The 18,612-nt window shown below is 67.3% G+C and carries 15 protein-coding genes; 4 read left to right on the top strand and 11 right to left on the bottom strand.

Going from position 1 to position 18,612, the window contains the following annotated elements; genetic code table 11:
- Positions 1-140: 140 nt before the first annotated feature.
- The 7 genes from C9J49_RS04440 to C9J49_RS04410 form a co-directional block, all read right to left on the bottom strand.
- A complete protein-coding gene (locus C9J49_RS04440) occupies positions 141-944 on the bottom strand; it encodes an HpcH/HpaI aldolase/citrate lyase family protein (RefSeq protein WP_107181631.1) in 804 nt (267 codons plus the stop codon).
- 191 nt (positions 945-1,135) lie between these two features.
- A complete protein-coding gene (locus tag C9J49_RS04435; protein WP_107181630.1) occupies positions 1,136-2,713 on the bottom strand; it encodes an aldehyde dehydrogenase (NADP(+)) in 1,578 nt (525 codons plus the stop codon).
- A 14-nt stretch (positions 2,714-2,727) separates the two neighbouring features.
- The gene (gene araD1, locus C9J49_RS04430) at positions 2,728-3,714 is read right to left on the bottom strand and encodes an AraD1 family protein (protein WP_107181629.1); all 987 of its coding nucleotides are present in this window, start codon (positions 3,712-3,714) and stop codon (positions 2,728-2,730) included.
- Positions 3,715-3,853: 139 nt separating this feature from the next.
- A complete protein-coding gene (locus C9J49_RS04425) occupies positions 3,854-4,813 on the bottom strand; it encodes a family 43 glycosylhydrolase (RefSeq protein WP_107181628.1) in 960 nt (319 codons plus the stop codon).
- A 97-nt stretch (positions 4,814-4,910) separates the two neighbouring features.
- Positions 4,911-6,212: a TRAP transporter large permease subunit gene (locus tag C9J49_RS04420; protein WP_107181627.1), complete on the bottom strand. Its 1,302-nt coding sequence runs from the start codon at positions 6,210-6,212 to the stop codon at positions 4,911-4,913.
- Positions 6,212-6,790, bottom strand: a complete 579-nt coding sequence (locus tag C9J49_RS04415; RefSeq protein ID WP_111382296.1) for a TRAP transporter small permease subunit — start codon at positions 6,788-6,790, stop codon at positions 6,212-6,214. Before C9J49_RS04415 ends, C9J49_RS04420 begins: the two co-directional genes overlap by 1 nt.
- A gap of 93 nt (positions 6,791-6,883) precedes the next feature.
- Positions 6,884-7,906 carry a TRAP transporter substrate-binding protein gene (locus tag C9J49_RS04410; protein ID WP_107181625.1) on the bottom strand — a complete coding sequence of 341 codons (1,023 nt, stop codon included), beginning with the start codon at positions 7,904-7,906 and terminating at the stop codon, positions 6,884-6,886.
- 230 nt (positions 7,907-8,136) lie between these two features.
- Between C9J49_RS04410 and C9J49_RS04405 the strand changes: the two genes are divergently transcribed.
- Together C9J49_RS04405 and C9J49_RS04400 are read left to right on the top strand one after the other, a co-directional pair.
- The gene (locus C9J49_RS04405; protein WP_046079900.1) at positions 8,137-9,882 is read left to right on the top strand and encodes an IlvD/Edd family dehydratase; all 1,746 of its coding nucleotides are present in this window, start codon (positions 8,137-8,139) and stop codon (positions 9,880-9,882) included.
- A 14-nt stretch (positions 9,883-9,896) separates the two neighbouring features.
- On the top strand, positions 9,897-11,702 hold the full coding sequence (locus C9J49_RS04400) for an IlvD/Edd family dehydratase (protein ID WP_107181624.1): 1,806 nt from the start codon (positions 9,897-9,899) through the stop codon (positions 11,700-11,702).
- A 77-nt stretch (positions 11,703-11,779) separates the two neighbouring features.
- Here C9J49_RS04400 and C9J49_RS04395 read toward each other — a convergent pair whose 3' ends face one another.
- From C9J49_RS04395 to C9J49_RS04380, 4 genes are all read right to left on the bottom strand, one after another.
- A complete protein-coding gene (locus C9J49_RS04395) occupies positions 11,780-12,547 on the bottom strand; it encodes a FadR/GntR family transcriptional regulator (RefSeq protein WP_035594095.1) in 768 nt (255 codons plus the stop codon).
- A gap of 71 nt (positions 12,548-12,618) precedes the next feature.
- Positions 12,619-13,353, bottom strand: coding sequence for a glutamine amidotransferase (locus tag C9J49_RS04390; protein ID WP_035594098.1), 735 nt, complete (start codon positions 13,351-13,353; stop codon positions 12,619-12,621).
- A 2-nt stretch (positions 13,354-13,355) separates the two neighbouring features.
- Positions 13,356-14,516 carry an acetylornithine deacetylase gene (gene argE, locus C9J49_RS04385; protein WP_035594101.1) on the bottom strand — a complete coding sequence of 387 codons (1,161 nt, stop codon included), beginning with the start codon at positions 14,514-14,516 and terminating at the stop codon, positions 13,356-13,358.
- Positions 14,517-14,624: 108 nt separating this feature from the next.
- Positions 14,625-15,191: an antibiotic biosynthesis monooxygenase gene (locus tag C9J49_RS04380; RefSeq protein ID WP_181454239.1), complete on the bottom strand. Its 567-nt coding sequence runs from the start codon at positions 15,189-15,191 to the stop codon at positions 14,625-14,627.
- 409 nt (positions 15,192-15,600) lie between these two features.
- Here C9J49_RS04380 and C9J49_RS04375 point away from each other — a divergent pair, with 409 nt between their 5' ends.
- Positions 15,601-17,292, top strand: coding sequence for an SWIM zinc finger domain-containing protein (locus C9J49_RS04375; RefSeq protein ID WP_181454238.1), 1,692 nt, complete (start codon positions 15,601-15,603; stop codon positions 17,290-17,292).
- Positions 17,293-17,478: 186 nt separating this feature from the next.
- The gene (gene fic, locus C9J49_RS04370) at positions 17,479-18,588 is read left to right on the top strand and encodes a protein adenylyltransferase Fic (protein ID WP_107181621.1); all 1,110 of its coding nucleotides are present in this window, start codon (positions 17,479-17,481) and stop codon (positions 18,586-18,588) included.
- The last annotated feature ends 24 nt before the right edge of the window (positions 18,589-18,612 follow it).

Here is an 18,612-nt window from a genome sequence, read left to right as displayed (position 1 = left end):
AGCTTTGTTTGCCAATGTCACGTGTTTCAGGACAGAGATTTCTGGGATGCCGTGCGTAAAAAGAGACGGCTGTATAGGGCTTATCGTGATGCGCATCGGCATGGGATGGTCCAAGCAGCTTCTTTATGTACCGGCTCGGGTTAGTAACTGTCCGAAGCGGAAGCTGGGGGCTGTTGTAATGGATCGAAACGGGTCAGAGACGCTTTGGCAGCTTGGCGCAGCAGGCTTACGTCGATGCCCACGGCGATGAAGCGGCACCCTAGCTGGGCGTAGTGGTTAGCATCGGCCGCGTTGGGCGCGAGGATGCCGGGCGTCTTGCCTGCGGCAAGGATGGATTCGATACAGTGTCTGATTCGGCCTTGGACATCCGGGTGTTGCGGATTGCCGGGGTAGCCAAGGCTCGCAGACAGGTCGTAGGGGCCAATGAATAGTGCATCCACGCCATCAACCTTGGCGATCGCTTCCACATTTTCCACGCCCCGAGACGTCTCTATTTGGGCGATTAGGCAGAGCTCCTCATGCGCGTGGGCCATATAGTCGTCTATTTCATTCCAGCGCGAGGCGCGTATAAGTCCTCCCCCCACGCCGCGTATGCCTTGGGGGGGATAGCGCATAGCACGAACGATGTTGCCAGCCTGCTCAGCGCTTTCGACCATCGGTATCATCAGTGTCTGCGTGCCGATGTCCAGCAACTGCTTGATCAGAGTGTCGTCACCTTGTGGTGTCCGAACCACGGAAGCGGTTGGATAAGGTGCTACCGCCTGTAGCTGGGCGAGTATGCTTGTGACCGTATTGGGGGCGTGCTCCCCATCAATCAACATCCAGTCATACCCCGTACTGGCGGTGATCTCTGCACAGTAAGCCGATCCGAATCCAGCCCAGATTCCATATTGAATTCGTGAAGCAGAGAGTGCTGCCTTGAAGGGGTTGCGTGCTACTTCCATGACTCATCTCCATCGTCAAAGGAGTATTTTGTATGACTGTATGACAGGGTGGGATGTTCTGATTATGGTGCCGTCTCGGCGATCTTGCCAATGCCTCACGACTGTGGGGCTCGGCGTGTGCTTGCAAAAAAGGGACGGCCCCTTGGGCCGTCCCTTTCATCGCCTTCGGCGAGACCGATGCCTGATGCTAATCAGGCCTCGCGCTGGCCGTCGACCAGGCGGCTGACGCCGGCCGGATTGCCGTCGCGCAGGGCCTCGGGCAGTAGCCCCTGGGGCAGGTTCTGGTAGCACACCGGGCGCAGGAAGCGATGGATCGCCGCGCTGCCCACCGAGGTGGTGCGGGCGTCGGAGGTGGCCGGATACGGCCCGCCGTGGACCATGGCGTGGCACACCTCGACGCCGGTGGGCCAGCCGTTGGCCATCACCCGGCCGGCGCGACGCTCGAGGGTCGGCAGCAGCGCGCGGGCCGCGTCCAGGTCGGCGTCGTCCATCTGCAGGGTGGCGGTGAGCTGGCCTTCCAGCGATTCGGCCACGCGCTTGACCTCGTCCAGGTCGGCGCACTCGACCACCAGCGAGGTGGCGCCGAAGACCTCGGCCTGCAGCGCTTCGTCGCTCATGAAGTCCTCGGCGGAGGCCACGAACAGCCCGGTCTGGCAGGCGTTGGGGCCCTCGCCGGCGGCGCCGCGGGCGATCTCGCGGGCCTTGCTGCTGGCGACCAGGCCGTCGACGCCCTGCACGTAGGCGTCATGGATGCCCGGGGTCAGCATGGTCTGGGCCGCGGAGCCCTTCACCGCCTCGGCGGCGGACGCCACGAAGGCATCCAGCGCCTCGCCCTTGACGGCGATCACCAGGCCGGGATTGGTGCAGAACTGGCCGGCGCCCATGTTCAGCGAGCCGACGAAGGCCTCGCCGAGCGCCTGGCCACGCGCCTGGAGCGCTTCCGGCAGCACGAACACCGGGTTGATGGAGCTCATCTCGGCGTAGACCGGGATCGGCTCGGGACGCTCCTGGGCGGCCTGCATCAGCGCGGTGCCGCCGCCGCGGGAGCCGGTGAAGCCCACCGCCTTGATGCGCGCGTCGCGCACCAGCGCCTGGCCGACCTCGCGGCCGGAGCCGTAGAGCAGCGAGAACACGCCCTCGGGCAGCTCGCATTTGGCCACGGCGCGCTGCACGGCGCGGCCGACCAGTTCGGAGGTGCCGGGGTGGGCGGAGTGGGCCTTGACCACCACCGGGCAGCCAGCGGCCAGCGCCGAGGCGGTGTCGCCGCCGGCCACGGAGAACGCCAGCGGGAAGTTGGAGGCGCCGAACACGGCCACCGGGCCCAGGGCGATGTGGCGCTGGCGCAGGTCGACGCGGGGCATCGGCTGACGCTCCGGCAGCGCCGGGTCGAGGCGCACGTCGAGCCACTCGCCGGCGCGCACGACCTTGGCGAACAGGCGCAGCTGGCCGCAGGTGCGGCCGCGCTCGCCTTCCAGGCGGGCCCGCGGCAGGCCGGACTCGGCCATGGCGCGAGTGATCAGCTCATCGCCGATGGCCTCGATCTCGTCGGCCACGGTCTCGAGGAACGCGGCGCGGGCCTCGAGGCCGGTCTCGCGGTAGGCATCGAAGGCGGCCCAGGCCAGCTCGCAGGCGCGCGCGACCTCGGCCTGGCCACCCCCGGGATAGACCGGGGACAGGGTCTCGCCGGTGGCGGGATCGACGGCCTGGATCGCCTTGCCGTCGCTGAGCACGGCCTGCTGGCCGATCAGTTGCTTGCCTTCCAGTGTCATGGAACCTCCTGGGGTCACAGGGAATGAACGGGGGTGTCGGCGGCGACGTCCTCGAACGCCAGCGGGTTGCGCAGCGTGCGGCCGAAGGCCGGCAGATCGATCTCGAAGCGGTCGCCGTCGCGGGTCTGGACGCCGTCGGCGAAGCTCAGCGTCGCGGTGCCGAAGAAGTGCACGTGGACGTCGCCGGGGCGTCGGAAGCCCGGGTACTTGAAATGGTGATGCTCGAGGTTGGCGACGGTGTGGGCCATGTTGGCCTCGCCGGTGAGGAAGGGCTTCTCCCACAGGGTCTCGCCGTCGCGCACGATGCGGCTCGTGCCCTCGAGGTGGTCGGGCAGCTCGCCGATCAACAGCTCCGGGCCGAAGCTGCAGTGGCGCAGCTTGGAATGGGCCAGCCACAGGTAGTTGAAGCGCTCGGTGATGTGGTCGGAGAACTCGTTGCCGATGGCGTAGCCGACGCGCCAGGGCTGGCCATCGTCGCCGATCACATAGAGCCCGGCGAGTTCCGGCTCCTCGCCGGCGTCCTCGGCGAAGGCCGGCACCGGCATCGGCGCCTCGGGGGCCACCACGCAGTCGCCGTCGCCCTTGTAGAACCACTCCGGCTGGGCGCCGGTCTCGCCGGTGGCGGGCTTGCCGCCCTCCACGCCGAGCTTGAACATGCGCATGGAGTCGGTCAGCTCGGACTCGTCGGCCTGGGCCTTGGCGTGCATGGAGGCGCGGGTGTCGGCGCTGCCCAGGTGGGTCAGGCCGGTGCCGGTGACCAGGCAATGGGCCGGATCGTCATGGGTCAGCGGCGGAAGCAGGCGGCGCTCGTCGATCAGCTGGCCGTAGTCGAGGCGCGTCTCGGTCAGCGCCGCCTCGACGACCTCGGCCAGCGGGCGGCCGGCGGCGATGGCGCGCCGGGCCAGGGTGTAGGTGTCGGCCTCGGTCAGGCGGACCCTGTTGTCGTCTTCGACCAGGGCGGCGCGGGCGGCGCCGTCATGAAGGCACTGGATGATGCGCATGGCGTGTGTCCTCGGCTGTCGGGTCGGGGCGGCGAAGCACCGAAGTGGCCCCATCATAGCCCCGGCTCCCGGTGTATGTGCAACATATAATTTTATATGTTGATTTTATTGTGTCGTGATGATGGTGGCTGGCCGTTTCTCACCGGGCCGGCGGCAGGGTGTCCTCGCCGGCGCGGCCGAAGTCCGGGAAGCCTTGCTCGTCCCAGCGGATCGGCTTGACGTAGGTATGGCGGTTGGGGTCCCACAGCGGATCGCCCTGGATGTCGGTGTAGGTCCGGGCGTGATAGACGAGCAGGTCGTTGCCGTCCTCGTCGACCGTGAAGCCGTTGTGGCCGGGGCCGAAGATCTCGTTGGCCGGATCGCTGACCAGGATCGGCGTCGGTGACTTCGACCAGCTCGCGGCGTCCAGCGGCTCGCTGTCGGCATCGGCCCACAGGAGCCCCACGCAGTAGTTCTCGTCGGTGGCGCTGGCCGAGTAGGTCAGCAGCAGCCGGCCGTGGCGCTGCAGCACCGCCGGGCCCTCGTTGACCAGGAAGCCGCGTGTCTCCCAGTCGTATTCCGGCACGCTCAGCCTGGTCGGCGTCCCGGCCAGACGGGTCGGGCCCGCCAGCTCGGCGATGTAGAGGTTCGAGTTGCCGGGAATGGCCGGGTCTTTCTGGGCCCAGACGTAGTAGTCGCGCCCGCGTAGCTGGAAGGTCGTGGCGTCCAGGCAGAAGCTGTCCAGCGGCGTCTCCATCTGCACAGGCTCGCTCCAGTCGCCGGCCAGCGGATCGTCCGCCGCGCAGGTGATGGCGTACATCCGGTGCTGGAAGAGGCCATCGACGATCTCGCGGGACGGCGCGGCGGCGAAGTAGATCACCCACACGCCGTCGACGCGATGCAGCTCGGGGGCCCAGATCAGAGCGCACAGCGGCCCCGTGTCGGGCTTGCGCCATACCGTGGTGGCCGGCGCCTTGGCCAGCCCGGCGATGTCGTCGGCGCGACGAATCTCCAGGCGGTCGTAGTCGGGCACCGAGGCGATGAAGTAGTAGTGGCCGGCGTGCGCGAGGATCCAGGGATCGGCGCGCTGCTCGACGAGGGGCTCGGGCGTCAGTGTCATGGAAGGCTCCTTGGCATGGGCGGACGAGCGGTTGGCGGTCATCACCGGGCCTGTCCGGTGGGGCAGGGCGACGGGCCTCGCCGCCCTGCCGGTGTCGTTACACCAGCCACATGGCGAGGTTCGGCCAGAACAGCAGCGCGAACAGCACGCACAGCTGCAGGGCGATGAAGGGCAGCAGCGAGACGAAGATGTCCTTCAGGCTGACCTCGGGCGGGGCCACGCCCTTGAGGTAGAAGGCGGCCGGGCCGAACGGCGGCGACAGGAACGACACCTGCATGTTCACCGCGAACAGGATGCCGAACCAGATCGGGCTGTAGCCCAGCTGCTCGACGATCGGCACGAAGATCGGCAGCGTCAGCATGGCCACGCCGATCCAGTCGAGGAACATGCCCAGCACCAGCAGGATCGCCATCATCACCAGGATGATCACGATCGGCGCCACGTCGAGGCCCATGATCATGCCCGAGATGAAGCGGTTGCCGCCCATCAGGTTGTAGACCCCGACCAGCGCCGCGGCGCCGATGCCGATCCAGATGATCATGCCGCAGGTGGTCAGGGTCTGGCCGAGGCTCTGGTGCAGGGTCTTGAACGAGAACTCGCCGCGGGCGACCACCGCCAGCAGCACGCCGAACACGCCCATGGCCGCCGCCTCGGTGACCGAGGCCACGCCGCCGTAGATCGAGCCCAGCACCAGCCCGGCGATCAGCGCCGGCACGATGATGGCGCGCAGCGCCTGCCAGCGGTTGGCGAAGCCTTCCTCGCGGTCGGCGTCGGTCATCGGCGGCCCCATCGCGGGATTCTTCAGGCAGCGCACCAGCACGTAGCCGATGTAGCTGGCCATCAGGATCACCGCCGGGGTGATGGCCGCGGTGAACAGGTCGGCGATCGACTGGGAGGCGATCAGGCCGTAGATGATCAGCACGATGGACGGCGGCATCATGGTGCCGAGCGCACCGCCGGCGCAGACCACGCCGATGGAGAGGTGCTTGTCGTAGCCCAGGCGCAGCATCTGCGGCAGCGCCAGGATGCCCAGCAGCACGATCTCGCCGCCGATGATCCCTGACAGCGCGGCCAGGAAAAAGGCCACCACGACGGTCTGCACCGCCACGCCGCCGGGCAGGCGACCGGCGAACACGCGCATGGCGTTGAACAGGTCCTTGGCGATCCCCGATCGGTCCAGTAGCGAGGCCATCAGCACGAACATCGGCACCGCCACCAGGGAGTATTCGGTGACGAAGCCGTAGACCCGGCTGGTGACCAGCGGCAGGGCGTTGGGCCCGAACCAGCCGAAGGTGAAGGCCAGTGCCACCAGGCCGGTGATGAAGGCCAGCGGCAGGCCGGTGACCAGCAGGGCGAAGATCAGCCCCACCATCAGCATGGTTCCGGTTGCGATATCCATCAGTCAGCCTCGTGGGAAAGGGTGTCGGGCTTGCGGCGCAGCGAGCGGGACAGGTGCAGCAAGGCCTGCACGCACATGATGGCCAGCGCCAGCAGGATCACGCCCTTCACCAGCGCCGGGAACGGCGGGTTCCAGGAGGTGCCGGAACGCTCCAGCTGCCACTCGCCCAGCGGGTTGTGCGAGGCGGACCAGAACATGGTGAAGGCGGCGTAGCTCATGGCCAGACAGAAGCCGAAGGTCACCAGGTCGTTGAAGCGATCGAGCCACAGCTTGAGGCGCGGTCCGGCGGCATCGTAGAGCACCTTGACGCGGATATGACGATCGCTGGCCAGTGCCGCGGGGCCGCCGAGCGCGAAGCCGACGGCGACCAGCATCACCACGCTCTCGTGGACCCAGGAGGTGGGGGAGCCGAAGCCGTAGCGCATGATGACCTCATAGACGCTGATCGCCATGGCGATCAGCACCAGCCAGGCGGCTACTCGGCCGCCCCCCATGATGGCGCGGTCGAAGGCGTTGCGAGCCGGATCGGGCGGGCTCGCCTCGGCGGCGGCCGGGTCGTCGGGAAGGGGGGAAGACATGACTCCTCCGGGGGCGCACGGGGCGCCGTCATGAACGTCGTGGAAGACGGCGGCGCCGAGGCGCCGCCGTCCGGTGTGGCGTGTGGGCGGGGATTACAGCTGGCCGCGGGCCTCGAGGAAGGCGGTGGCCTGGTCGTAGATCTTCTGGGTCATCTCGTTGCGGCCGGCCCACTCGCTCCATTCTTCCTTGGCGGCCTGGCGGAACGCCTTGCGCTCCTCGGCGGACAGGTCGATCGGATGCACGTCCGGATCCTCGTTGAGCGCCTGCAGGGTCTCGATGTCCTGCGCCTTGAGCCGCGCGATCAGGTCATAGGCCATGCCGTCGAAGGCGGTCTCGAGGGTGGTCTGAATGTCCTCGGGCAGGCCGTCCCAGATGTCCTTGTTGATCGACACGGCGATCATCGGCATGGAGTGGAAGCCCGGATACAGCGGATAGGGCGCGAAGGCGTGGATGCCCATGGCGTCGTTGTTGGACAGCACCGTGGAGTCGGCGGCGTCGATCACGCCCTTCTCCAGGCCGGTGTAGACCTCGGAGCCCGGCAGGTTGACCGGGGTGGCGCCGATGCGCTCGAAGATGTTGTAGACCATGCCCTGGGGAGCGCGGATCTTGAGGCCCTGGAAGTCGTCGATGGAATCGACCTCGACGGTGGAGGGAATCGACTCCAGCGGGAAGGTGGCCGCACCGATCAGGTGGGTGCCGTAGGGGTTGGCCAGCTCGTTGTAGAGCGCCTCGCCGCCGCCCTGTTTCATGAACTCCAGGAAGTCGTAGGGGTTGCTCCAGGCGCCGACCAGGTTGCCGATCATGCCGAAGGCCGGATCCTGGCCGGAGAAGTAGCTGGGATCGGTCATGTGGCCCTGGAGGATGCCCGAGGAGACCGCCTGCAGGGTCTCGGTGGGGCCGACCACGGCGTTGATCGGCAGCACCTCGATGCTCACGCGGCCATCGGTCATGGTCTCGATCCGCTCGGCCCATTCCTGCTTGATCTGGAAGCTGGGCTCGCCGGCGGTCTCGGAGGCCTGGAACTTCCACTCGTACTCCGCCGCCTGGGCGGAGGACAGGCCGAGCATCAGCGCGGTGCCCGTGAGCAGCAGGCCGGACGTCTTGAGGTTAGGCATCGGAACTCTCCATCGAAGCTGTTGTTGTGTCGCGGCGCTATGTGTGGCGTGCCGTCGCGCTGACAAATGTTGTACATAGTATTAATTTGTTCAACATATACTTTCGTATGTGTCGACTATGAGCCGCCAGGCGGCTACCGTCATGCCATGGCCGCGCCATCCGAGGGACATGCCTCGGAGCAGCGCTCGACACGAGAACAGGCCGCGAGACGCGACGAGGAGAGGCTTCCATGACCGATAACAAGCGCCGGCTGCGCAGCGCCGAATGGTTCGGCAGCGCCGACAAGAACGGCTTCATGTACCGCAGCTGGATGAAGAATCAGGGCATTCCCGACCACGAGTTCCAGGGCAAGCCGATCATCGGCATCTGCAACACCTGGTCGGAGCTGACGCCCTGCAACGCCCACTTCCGCAAGATCGCCGAACACGTCAAGAAGGGCATCCTCGAGGCCGGTGGCTACCCGGTGGAATTCCCGGTGTTCTCCAACGGCGAGTCCAACCTGCGCCCCACGGCGATGTTCACCCGTAACCTGGCGAGCATGGACGTCGAGGAGGCCATCCGCGGCAATCCGATGGACGCGGTGGTGCTGCTGGTGGGCTGCGACAAGACCACTCCGGCGCTGCTGATGGGCGCGGCCAGCTGCGACCTGCCGACCATCGTGGTGACCGGCGGGCCGATGCTGAACGGCAAGCACGAGGGCCAGGACATCGGCTCCGGCACCGTGGTGTGGAAGCTGTCCGAGGAAGTCAAGGCGGGCAAGATCTCGATTCACGACTTCATGGCCGCCGAGGCCGGCATGTCGCGCTCGGCGGGCACCTGCAACACCATGGGCACCGCTTCCACCATGGCCTGCATGGCGGAGTCGCTCGGCACCTCGCTGCCGCACAACGCGGCGATCCCGGCGGTGGATTCGCGCCGCTACGTGCTGGCGCATCTCTCCGGCAATCGCATCGTCGAGATGGTCGACGAGGACCTGAAGCTGTCGAAGGTACTGACCAAGGACGCCTTCGAGAACGCCATCCGCACCAACGCGGCCATCGGCGGCTCCACCAACGCCGTGATTCACCTCAAGGCCATCGCCGGGCGCATGGGCGTCGATCTGGAGATGGATGACTGGACGCGCATCGGCCGCGGCACCCCGACCATCGTCGACCTGCAGCCCTCCGGGCGCTTCCTGATGGAAGAGTTCTACTACGCCGGCGGCCTGCCCGCGGTGCTCAGGCGTCTCGGCGAGGCCGACCGGCTGCCCCACAAGGACGCCCTGACCGTCAACGGCAAGACCCTGTGGGAGAACGTGCAGGACGCGCCGCAGTACAACGACGAGGTGATCCGCCCGCTGGACAACCCGTTGCGCGAGGACGGCGGCATGTGCGTGCTGCGTGGCAACCTGGCCCCGGGCGGCGCGGTGCTCAAGCCCTCGGCGGCGAGCCCCGAGCTGATGCAGCATCGCGGCCGCGCGGTGGTGTTCGAGAACTTCGACGACTACAAGGCGCGCATCAACGACCCGGACCTGGACGTCGATGCCGACAGCATCCTGGTGATGAAGAACTGCGGGCCGCGCGGTTATCACGGCATGGCCGAGGTGGGCAACATGGGCCTGCCGTCCAAGCTGCTGGAGCAGGGTATCACCGACATGGTGCGCATCTCGGACGCCCGCATGAGCGGCACCGCCTACGGCACCGTGGTGCTGCACGTGGCGCCGGAGGCGGCCGCCGGCGGTCCGCTGGCCGCGGTGCGCAACGGCGACTGGATCGAGCTCGACTGCGATAGCGGCCGGCTGCATCTGGAGGTCGACGAGGCCGAACTCGAGGCGCGTCTGGCCGAGAGCGATCCCACCGCGGCATCCAGGGAGATCGCCCGCAGCGGCGGCTACCGCCAGCTCTACATCGAGCACGTGCTGCAGGCCGACGAGGGCTGCGACTTCGACTTCCTGGTCGGTTCGCGGGGCGCCGATGTGCCGCGCCATTCGCACTGAAGGGTGAAGCGGCCATGACGACCCAGCGACCCCGCATGACGCCCGACCAGCTGCGCTCGCGCGACTGGTTCGACAACCCGCACCATCCCGGCACCACCGCGCTGTGCCTGGAGCGCTACATGAACCAGGGCATCACCCTGGAGGAGCTGACCAGCGGCCGGCCGATCATCGGCATCTGCCAGTCGGGATCGGACCTCACGCCCTGCAACCGGCACCACATCGAGCTGGTGAAACGGGTCAAGGACGGCATTCGCGCCGCCGGCGGGGTGCCCTTCGAGTTCCCGCTGCATCCGATCCACGAGAACGTGCGCCGCCCCACCGCGGCGCTGGATCGCAACCTGGCCTACCTGGGCCTGGTCGAGGTGCTGCACGGCTATCCGCTGGACGGCGTGGTGCTGACCACCGGCTGCGACAAGACCACCCCGGCCAGCCTGATGGCCGCGGCCACGGTCAATATCCCGGCCATCGTGCTGTCCGGCGGGCCGATGCTCAACGGCTGGCGCGGGGCCGAGCGCGTCGGCTCCGGCACCGTGGTGTGGGAGATGCGCAAGCGCCTGGCCGCCGGCGACATCGACTATCCCGAGTTCCTGTCGCGGATCGCCGATTCGGCGCCCTCGGTGGGCCACTGCAACACCATGGGCACCGCCTCGACCATGAACTCCCTGGCCGAGGCACTGGGCATGAGCCTGCCCGGCTCGGCGATGATCCCCGGGCCCTACAAGGAGCGCGGCGCGGTGGCCTACCAGACCGGCGAGCGCATCGTCGACATGGTCTGGGACGACCTGCGGCCGAGTGACATCCTGACCCGCGAGGCGTTCGAGAACGCCGCCATCACCTGCTCGGCGCTGGGCGGCTCGTCCAATGCGCCGATCCACATCAACGCCATCGCCCGCCATGCCGGCGTCGCGTTCGACAACGACGACTGGCAGCGCCTCGGCCACGAGGTGCCGCTGCTGGCCAACGTGATGCCGGCCGGGGCCTATCTCGGCGAGGAGTTCCACCGCGCCGGCGGCGTGCCGGCGGTGATGTTTGAGCTGCTCGAGGCCGGGCGACTCCACGGCGAGGTGGCGACCGTCAACGGCCGCACCCTGGCCGAGAACCTGGCCGGCCGGGAGACCGCCGACGACGAGGTAATCCGTCGCTACGACAATCCGCTGGTCGAGCACGCCGGCTTCCTCAACCTCAAGGGCAACCTGTTCGACTCGGCGCTGATGAAGACCAGCGTGATCGCCGCGGACTTCCGTGAGCGCTTCCTCAGCGACCCCGAGGACCCCAACGCCTTCGAGGGCAGGGTGGTGGTGTTCGACGGCTCCGAGGACTATCACGCCCGCATCGACGACCCGGCGCTCGAGATCGATGCGCGCACCATCCTGGTGATGCGTGGCGCCGGCCCGGTGGGCCATCCCGGTGGCGCCGAGGTGGTCAACATGCAGCCGCCCGAGGCGCTGATCCGTGCCGGCATCGACTCGCTGCCGTGCCTGGGCGACGGGCGCCAGTCGGGCACCTCGGGTTCGCCGTCGATCCTCAATGCCTCGCCGGAGGCCGCCACCGGCGGGCCGCTGGCGCTGCTCGAGAGCGGCGACCGGCTGCGGGTGGACCTCGGCCGCTGCGAAGTCACGCTGATGGTCGACGACGCCGAGCTGGCCGCGCGCCGCGAGCGCCTGGAGGCCGACGGCGGCTATCGCTACCCGGGCCACCAGACGCCCTGGCAGGAGATCCAGCGCTCGATGGTCGAGCCGCTGGACCGTGGCATGACCCTGGCGCCGGCGACGAAGTATCGCGACGTGGCCCGGCTCAGCCCGCCGCGGGACAATCACTGAAAACAGAAGCAGGAAGAGGGAAGCAGAAAGAAGGAAGGTACGACGGCCGGCGCCCGGGAGGGCGCCGGCCGTCGTCGTCATGGGGTGTCCCGGCCGAGGGTCAGCTGGCGGCCCAGGGCGCTGTCGCCGGGCTCGATGCCCAGCGCCTCGGCGGTGCCGGCGAGTACCGCCTGGGCGGCGAGGAAGGCGTCCTCGGGGCGGCGGGCGCGGATGCATTCCATCAGCCGGCGGTGACGCTCCAGGCTCTCTTCGGGGTCGCTGGCGCTGACGTTGGACGTCTCGATCAGCATGTAGATCGAGGGTCGCAGGATGTGCGAGAGCTGGGCCCAGACGATGTTGTGGGTGGCCTTGAAGATGGCGACGTGGAAGGCGACGTCATAGTCGCTGTGCAGGCGGCCGTCCTGGCCGTCGGGACCGTGCAGGTTCTGGCCCATGCCATCGAGGGCCTCCTCGATGGCGACCAGGTCGCGGGCGGTGGCGCGCTTGGCGGCGGTCATCGCCACGTACGGCTCGACGTCGAGGCGGAACGACAGGATCTCCTGCTGGACGCGCGGATTGGGGGCGGCGTAGCGGGTCATCCAGTCGGTGACCTGGGGGTCGAGGATGTTCCACTCGGCGTATTCGCGCACCTTGGAGCCGTGGCCCGAGATGCGTTCGATGATGCCCACGTCCACGAGCTGGCGCAGGTCGCTGCGCACCGCCGAGCGGTTGATGGCGAACTGCTCGCAGAGATCGACCTCCTTGGGCACGAAGTCCCCCGGCTGGTAGCGACCGGAGAAGATGGCCTCGGCCAGGAAGTCGGCCACGCTGGGCCTGGAGGCTGTCTTGCGCTGCTTGTCTTTCACGAGTCCCGCGTCCGCTGAAGTTTCAACATATCGTGTTTTATGTTGCACATTTCGTCAATATGACCTTGGTGTCAGGCCGGCCCGTCGGGATTCGACAGCCGCGTGCAGAAGCGGGCCAGCAGCGAGGTGGCCTCGGGGGTCGGCGACACCGCCGCCAGCAGCGACGCGGGATCGCGCCCCTGTTCGGCCAGCCCGGCGTACTGGTGGCGGAGATAGGCACGCATCACCGCCGGGGTGAACTCGGGATGGAACTGCACGCTCCACTGGCGCGGCCCGTAGCGCAGCGCCTGGAATGGATCGTGGTCGTTCACGGCCAGCACCTCGGCGCCCGGCGGTGCCTGGAGCACCGACTGGGCGTGGGTCAGCTGGGCGGGAAAGGCCTCGGGCAGGGCGCCCAGCAGGCCGTCGCGCCGGCCGGCCTCGGTCAGCCGCACCTGATGGGTGCCGGTCTCGCGGCCCGCGGGATGGTAGCCGCTGTCGCCGCCGAAGGCCGCGGCCATCAGCTGGTGGCCGTAGCAGACGCCGAACATGGCGACGCCGCGCTCGCGGGACTCGCGCAGCCAGGGCTTGAGCGCCTCGCTCCAGGGCTCGGCGTCGCTGACCATGGCGTGGGAGCCGGTGATCACCAGGGCGTCGTTCGCGGTCAGCGCCGGCGGCGTGCCGTCATGGCGAGCGTCGTACACCTCGAGGGTGAACTCGCCGCAGGCCGGGGCCAGCCGGTCCCGGAACAGCGCCTCGAAGTCGCCATGGTCGCGGACCACGTCGTCGAAGGCGTCGCCGGTCTTGACGATCAGCAGTCGCGGCATGCTCAGGCTTCCTTCTTCTCGAGTCGTTCGCCCAGGGCGCGCATGAAGGCCGAGCCGGCCTCCAGCTGCGCGATCTCCAGGTACTCGTCGGGCTGGTGGGCCTGGCTGATGCTGCCCGGGCCGCAGATCACCGTGGGCAGGCCGGCGCGCTGGAACTGGCCGGCCTCGGTGGCGTAGGCCACGGCCCCGGCGGGCGCTTCGCCGACCAGGTCCCGGCACAGGGCGAGCACCTCGGCGTTGTTGTCGTCGGCCAGCGCCGGCACCGTGACGTTGAGCCGCTCGGTGTGGATGCCGGCGTCCGGGGCGCGCTGGCGCATCTCGGCCTGGAGTCGCTCGGCACAGGCCTCGACGCGGCCGAACAGGTCCTCGAAGCGGTCCGACGGCAGGTGGCGAATCTCCCACTCGAAGCTGCACTCCCGGGCCATGATGTTGATGGCGGTGCCGCCCTGGATCCTGCCCACGTGCAGGCTGGAGTGGACCACGTTGAAGGCCTCGTCGATGCGGCCCTCGGCGCGCAGGTCGCTCATCACGTCCTCGATGAAGGTCACCAGCCGGGCGGCGACGTGGATCGCCGAGACGCCCTGGTTGACCTGGCTGGAGTGCGAGGCGCGTCCGGTCACGGTGGTGCGCAGGTTGGTGGCGCCCTTGTGGGCGACCACCGGCTCCATCAGCGTCGGCTCGCCGACGAACACCGCCGCCGGGCGCGGATGATCGGCCATCAGCCGCTCGATCATCCTCGGGGCGCCGACGCAGCCGATCTCCTCGTCGTAGGAGAAGGCCAGATAGATGGGGGCATCCAGCTCGAGCTCGACCCAGCGCGGCACCTCGGCCAGGGCGCAGGCGATGAAGGCCTTCATGTCGCAGGTGCCGCGGCCGTAGAGGCGGCCGTCGCCCTTGTCGGTCAGGGTGAAGGGGTCGGTCGACCAGGGCTGGCCGTCCACCGGCACCACGTCGGTATGGCCGGAGAGCACCACGCCGCCCTCGACCTCGGGGCCGATGCGGGCCAGCAGGTTGGCCTTGGCGCCGTCGTCGCTGTCGACGCGCCAGTGCTCGACGCCGTGGTCGTCGAGCCAGGCCTCGATGAAGGCGATCAGGTCCAGGTTGGAGTCGCGGGACACGGTGGGAAAGCCCACCAGTCTCTCGAGGAACTGGGCGGCGGTCATGGTCGGCTCCGAAGCAGGGTGACGTCGCCGCCTAGCCTATCATGCCGCCCGGCCCGGAGGGATGGGCCCGGCGGCATGAGTGAAGGCAGGAAAGAGGCGCTACGGCGTTCAGGTCGAGCGGCGGCGCAGCCGGGGCACACGCAGCGGCTCGCCGCGCAGCCAGGGGCCCAGCAGCCGCGTGGAGAGCGGGATGAACAGGAACACCATCACCGGGGTCAGCATCAGGGTGCTGGCCAGCACCTTCGGCACCAGCGGCAGCGTGGCCAGGGCGTCGCCGAACAGGATCTGGAAGGCCAGCGAGACCGGAAAGAACGCCAGCCAGATGGCGATGGCCTGTTTCCAGCGCGGCGGCGCGGGGCTGCCGGCTTGCTGGAACCAGCGGTCCAGGCCGGTGGCGCGGTGCTCGTGGGGCGCGTCGAAGAGCCCCTGGCCACGGGCCAGCCAGGCCCGGCGCGAGGCGGAATGCTCCCAGATCGCCAGGGTCTCGGCGTCGCGGAAGCGGAAGATGATCTGGTACTCGTCGTCGCCGGGCGGCGGTGCCAGCACGCCGGAACCGAGGTAGCCGCCGAAGTCGGAAGCCAGCTCGCGGCCCTCCTCGAGCCAGCGCATGAAGTCGCGATAGCGGCCACTGGCCACGCGGCGCGCCACCATCAGAGTGACGGGATCAGAGGACATGGTGGTTCTCCTGATGAACTCGTTGGCCCGGGTAAGGGCCGCCGAAGAAACGGCGGATCGGGTACATCCGCTGCCGGGAGAATCATATGCCATTCCGGATGAAATGGACAGATCATGTGGGTTTTGAGCTCTTTGCCAGCATGATGGTCTATTTTGGGGCGATAAAAGGGGGCGCTAGAGAATTTGCACCATGCTGGTGCCGTTCACTCCCGCTCGCTTCGGACGACGCTCCGAGCTCGATGATTGCGTCGGAGCCATGCCTGTCGCGGCGGTCATGGCAGCCGCCAGGACGATGGCTACCCGAAGCGGCATGGCTTAGCATCGATGGCACGAATTATCGGGCAGTTCAGCAGGGCGTTCATCGATGTCAACAACGCGGGTTGATTCGGCACTCCTTTCCGATCGGCAATTGATCCGGCTCGCCGGCGAGGCCGCCTTCGGCCGTGGCGTAGCGTATTACCACGAGGGCATGGTGGTCGGCTGGCACCAAAGTGGCACCACTATCACCGCCGACGTGGAGGGCGGCGAGCGCTATCGCGTGGTGCTGGAGTTGAGTGCCCAGGGCCTGGATGGCAGCTGCGACTGCCCGGCGTCCCAGGGCATCGACTTCTGCAAGCATTGCGTGGCAGTAGCGCTGTCGTACCGGACGAATGAAGCCGAGCAGGCGCGGCTGACGGAAGGCGATGCGACGGATAGGATCCACGCCTATCTGCAGCAGATGGACAAGTCGTCGCTGATCGAGGCGCTCCAGTCGCTGATCGAGCATGACCCGATATTGCGCCAGCAGTGGTCGCTGCGGGCCGATGCGGTGCTCGGCGTGCTGGATATCAAGACGTTGAAGAAACGCATCACGGCGGCATTTCCCGTCAACCGTGACCTGTACCGTTACGAGCAGGTGAATGCCTATTTTGCCCGGGCGGAGGCTGTCGTCGAACAGCTCGCCGAACAGGCGCCTCAGCTGCCGGCGGATCAGTGCCTGACGCTGGTGGACTACGCGCTGTCGCGCATGGCCCGGGCGCTGGAAACCGTCGACGACTCGGGCGGCTTTCGCTTCCACTGTGAGCATATCCTGCATGACCTGCATGTCAGGACCGTCCGGCGCCTCGACTGGTCGCCCGGGCAGCTGGCCGCGTACCTCTACGACAAGGCCTTCGGCGGCAGCGAGGACAGCTATCCGCCGATTCCCGATGCCTACGCCGAGGCGCTGGGCGAGGCGGGTATGGCGGCCTATCACGCCTGCCTGCAGCGGGCCTGGGACGATCTGCCGGCCTTGCCGAAAGAGTCCGGATGGATGGTGAAGTATCGCTATATTCGCCTGCGCGCCCCCTTGCTCAAGCTTGCCGAGGCCGACGGCGACCTGCCGGCCATGCTGGCGTTGTACGAGAAAACTGCTAGCGATGAGAAGGACTGCCTGGACGCCGCGAAAGCATGCATTGCCCATGAGGCCTGGGATCAGCTGGAGACCTGGCTGGCACGGGCGAAGCGGGCGACTTCCCAGCAGAATCCCCACCAGCAGGTGGAACGTCAGCGGCTTGAGGTGCGCCTGTACCTGCAGCGTGGAGAGGGGGAGGCCGCCGCGGCGCTGCTATGGGACATCTATCGGCATACGCGGCAGCTGGAGGATTATCGTCGGCTGGTGACCCTGGCCGGCGATCGGCAGCTGGCGACCGATTACCGCCGGCGTGCCCACGACTGGCTGGTGGAGGGGCTCGACGAGGAGTCTCAACGTCCTTTCGGCTGGGGCCCGCGGATGGTCGACAGCCTGCTGGAAGTCTATCTGTTCGAAGGGCGCCTGGATGAGGCCCGGGCGCTTTGTGCCGAGCGGGCGGTCATGCCCGCGCTGCTGCACCAGCTGGCACAGGCAACGAAGGAGCTCGACGAGAGCCTGCCGCTGTACCTGCGCCTGGTTCGCCACGAGGTGCAAAAGACCAACAACCAGGCCTACCGGGATGGTATCGCCCTGTTGCAGGAGCTGGATGGCCGGCTCGACTCCGCATCACAGCGCGAGACGTTCCAGGACGCGTTGATCCAGCTGCGAACCGAGTTCAAGCCCAAGCGCAACTTCATCAAGTGGTTGAAAGAGGCTTTTCCCGAGCCGTAGATCGATACGCCGGCGTGACATGTTCAAGAAACGATGTCCTTTCGACACGTTTTGGGAATTTGTCGATGGCATCAACATGTCTCCATGACATGTTTAAATATCCCACTTTTATCGACACGTTGCCTGGATATGTCGATGCCATCGACATAAGCTGGCGACGTGTCGATCTTTCAGGGAAAAATGAACATGAACTGGTGCCCCGACCAACCTCACAATGACTTGCCGCCGCTGCCTCCGGCCGCAGAACTCGAGACGCCGGCGGTGCTGAAGGCCTGTATTCCGGCCCGTGCGGCGCTGGCGGAGCTCAAACAGGCAGGGGAACTGCTGCCAAATCAGGGGCTGCTGATCAACTTGCTGCCCCTGCTGGAAGCCCGCGACAGCTCCGAGATCGAGAATATCGTGACCACCGCCGATCGGCTCTTCCAGTTCGCCCAGGAAGACACCCATGCCGACCCGGCCACCAAGGAGGCGCTGCGATATCGTACCGCGCTGAGCCGGGGCTATCGTGAATTGGCCCGGCGGCCGCTCTGCACCAACACCGCGGTGGAGATCTGCAGCACCATCAAGGGCGTCGACATGGAGATTCGCCGGGTGCCGGGCACCACCCTGGCCCACCAGGTCTCCGGCGAGGTGATCTATACCCCGCCGATGGGAGAGAGCACCCTGCGAGAGCTGCTGGGCAACTGGGAACGCTATCTGCATGCAGACGATGACGTCGACCCGCTGATCAAGATGGCCGTGGCGCACTACCAGTTCGAGGCGATTCATCCCTTCACCGACGGCAACGGACGTGCCGGCAGGGTGCTGAACATCCTTTACCTGATCGAGAAACGGTTGCTGTCGCTGCCGATTCTCTACCTCAGTCGCTACATCATGCTCCACAAGTCCGACTACTATCACCTGCTGCTGGCGGTGACGCGTGAAGGGCAGTGGCAGGAGTGGCTGCTGTACATGCTCAAGGCCGTGGAATACACGGCTCGTTGGACCACCGACAAGATTGCGGCGACCCGTGCCTTGATCGAGGAAACCACGGCCTACATCCAGAAAGCGCTGCCCCGGGTCTACAGCCACGAGCTTGTGCAGGTGATCTTCGAGCAGCCCTACTGTCGCATCAATAACCTGGTGGAGCGCGACATCGCCAGGCGACAGACGGCATCGACTTACCTGCAGCAGCTGTGTGAGATCGGCGTGCTCGAGGAAATTCGCGCCGGGCGCGAAAAGCTCTTCGTGCATCCCAAGCTGGTCAGGCTGATGACCGAGGATAGCAATGAGATAACACCCTATCAGGCGTCGTGAAGAACCTGGCGAACGTGTGTACGG

The organism is Halomonas sp. SL1, assembly GCF_003030865.2.
Taxonomy (GTDB): domain Bacteria; phylum Pseudomonadota; class Gammaproteobacteria; order Pseudomonadales; family Halomonadaceae; genus Halomonas; species Halomonas halophila.
Note: the sequence above shows the minus strand (reverse complement) of the source record. Positions and strands in the feature narration are given on the sequence as shown.

Coding starts and splice junctions, on each gene's coding strand:
- C9J49_RS04440 (WP_107181631.1), bottom strand. CDS start 944: ATGGAAGTAGCACGCAACCCCTTCAAGGCAGCACTCTCTGCTTCACGA.
- C9J49_RS04435 (WP_107181630.1), bottom strand. CDS start 2,713: ATGACACTGGAAGGCAAGCAACTGATCGGCCAGCAGGCCGTGCTCAGC.
- araD1 (WP_107181629.1), bottom strand. CDS start 3,714: ATGCGCATCATCCAGTGCCTTCATGACGGCGCCGCCCGCGCCGCCCTG.
- C9J49_RS04425 (WP_107181628.1), bottom strand. CDS start 4,813: ATGACACTGACGCCCGAGCCCCTCGTCGAGCAGCGCGCCGATCCCTGG.
- C9J49_RS04420 (WP_107181627.1), bottom strand. CDS start 6,212: ATGGATATCGCAACCGGAACCATGCTGATGGTGGGGCTGATCTTCGCC.
- C9J49_RS04415 (WP_111382296.1), bottom strand. CDS start 6,790: ATGTCTTCCCCCCTTCCCGACGACCCGGCCGCCGCCGAGGCGAGCCCG.
- C9J49_RS04410 (WP_107181625.1), bottom strand. CDS start 7,906: ATGCCTAACCTCAAGACGTCCGGCCTGCTGCTCACGGGCACCGCGCTG.
- C9J49_RS04405 (WP_046079900.1), top strand. CDS start 8,137: ATGACCGATAACAAGCGCCGGCTGCGCAGCGCCGAATGGTTCGGCAGC.
- C9J49_RS04400 (WP_107181624.1), top strand. CDS start 9,897: ATGACGACCCAGCGACCCCGCATGACGCCCGACCAGCTGCGCTCGCGC.
- C9J49_RS04390 (WP_035594098.1), bottom strand. CDS start 13,353: ATGCCGCGACTGCTGATCGTCAAGACCGGCGACGCCTTCGACGACGTG.
- argE (WP_035594101.1), bottom strand. CDS start 14,516: ATGACCGCCGCCCAGTTCCTCGAGAGACTGGTGGGCTTTCCCACCGTG.
- C9J49_RS04380 (WP_181454239.1), bottom strand. CDS start 15,191: ATGTCCTCTGATCCCGTCACTCTGATGGTGGCGCGCCGCGTGGCCAGT.
- fic (WP_107181621.1), top strand. CDS start 17,479: ATGAACTGGTGCCCCGACCAACCTCACAATGACTTGCCGCCGCTGCCT.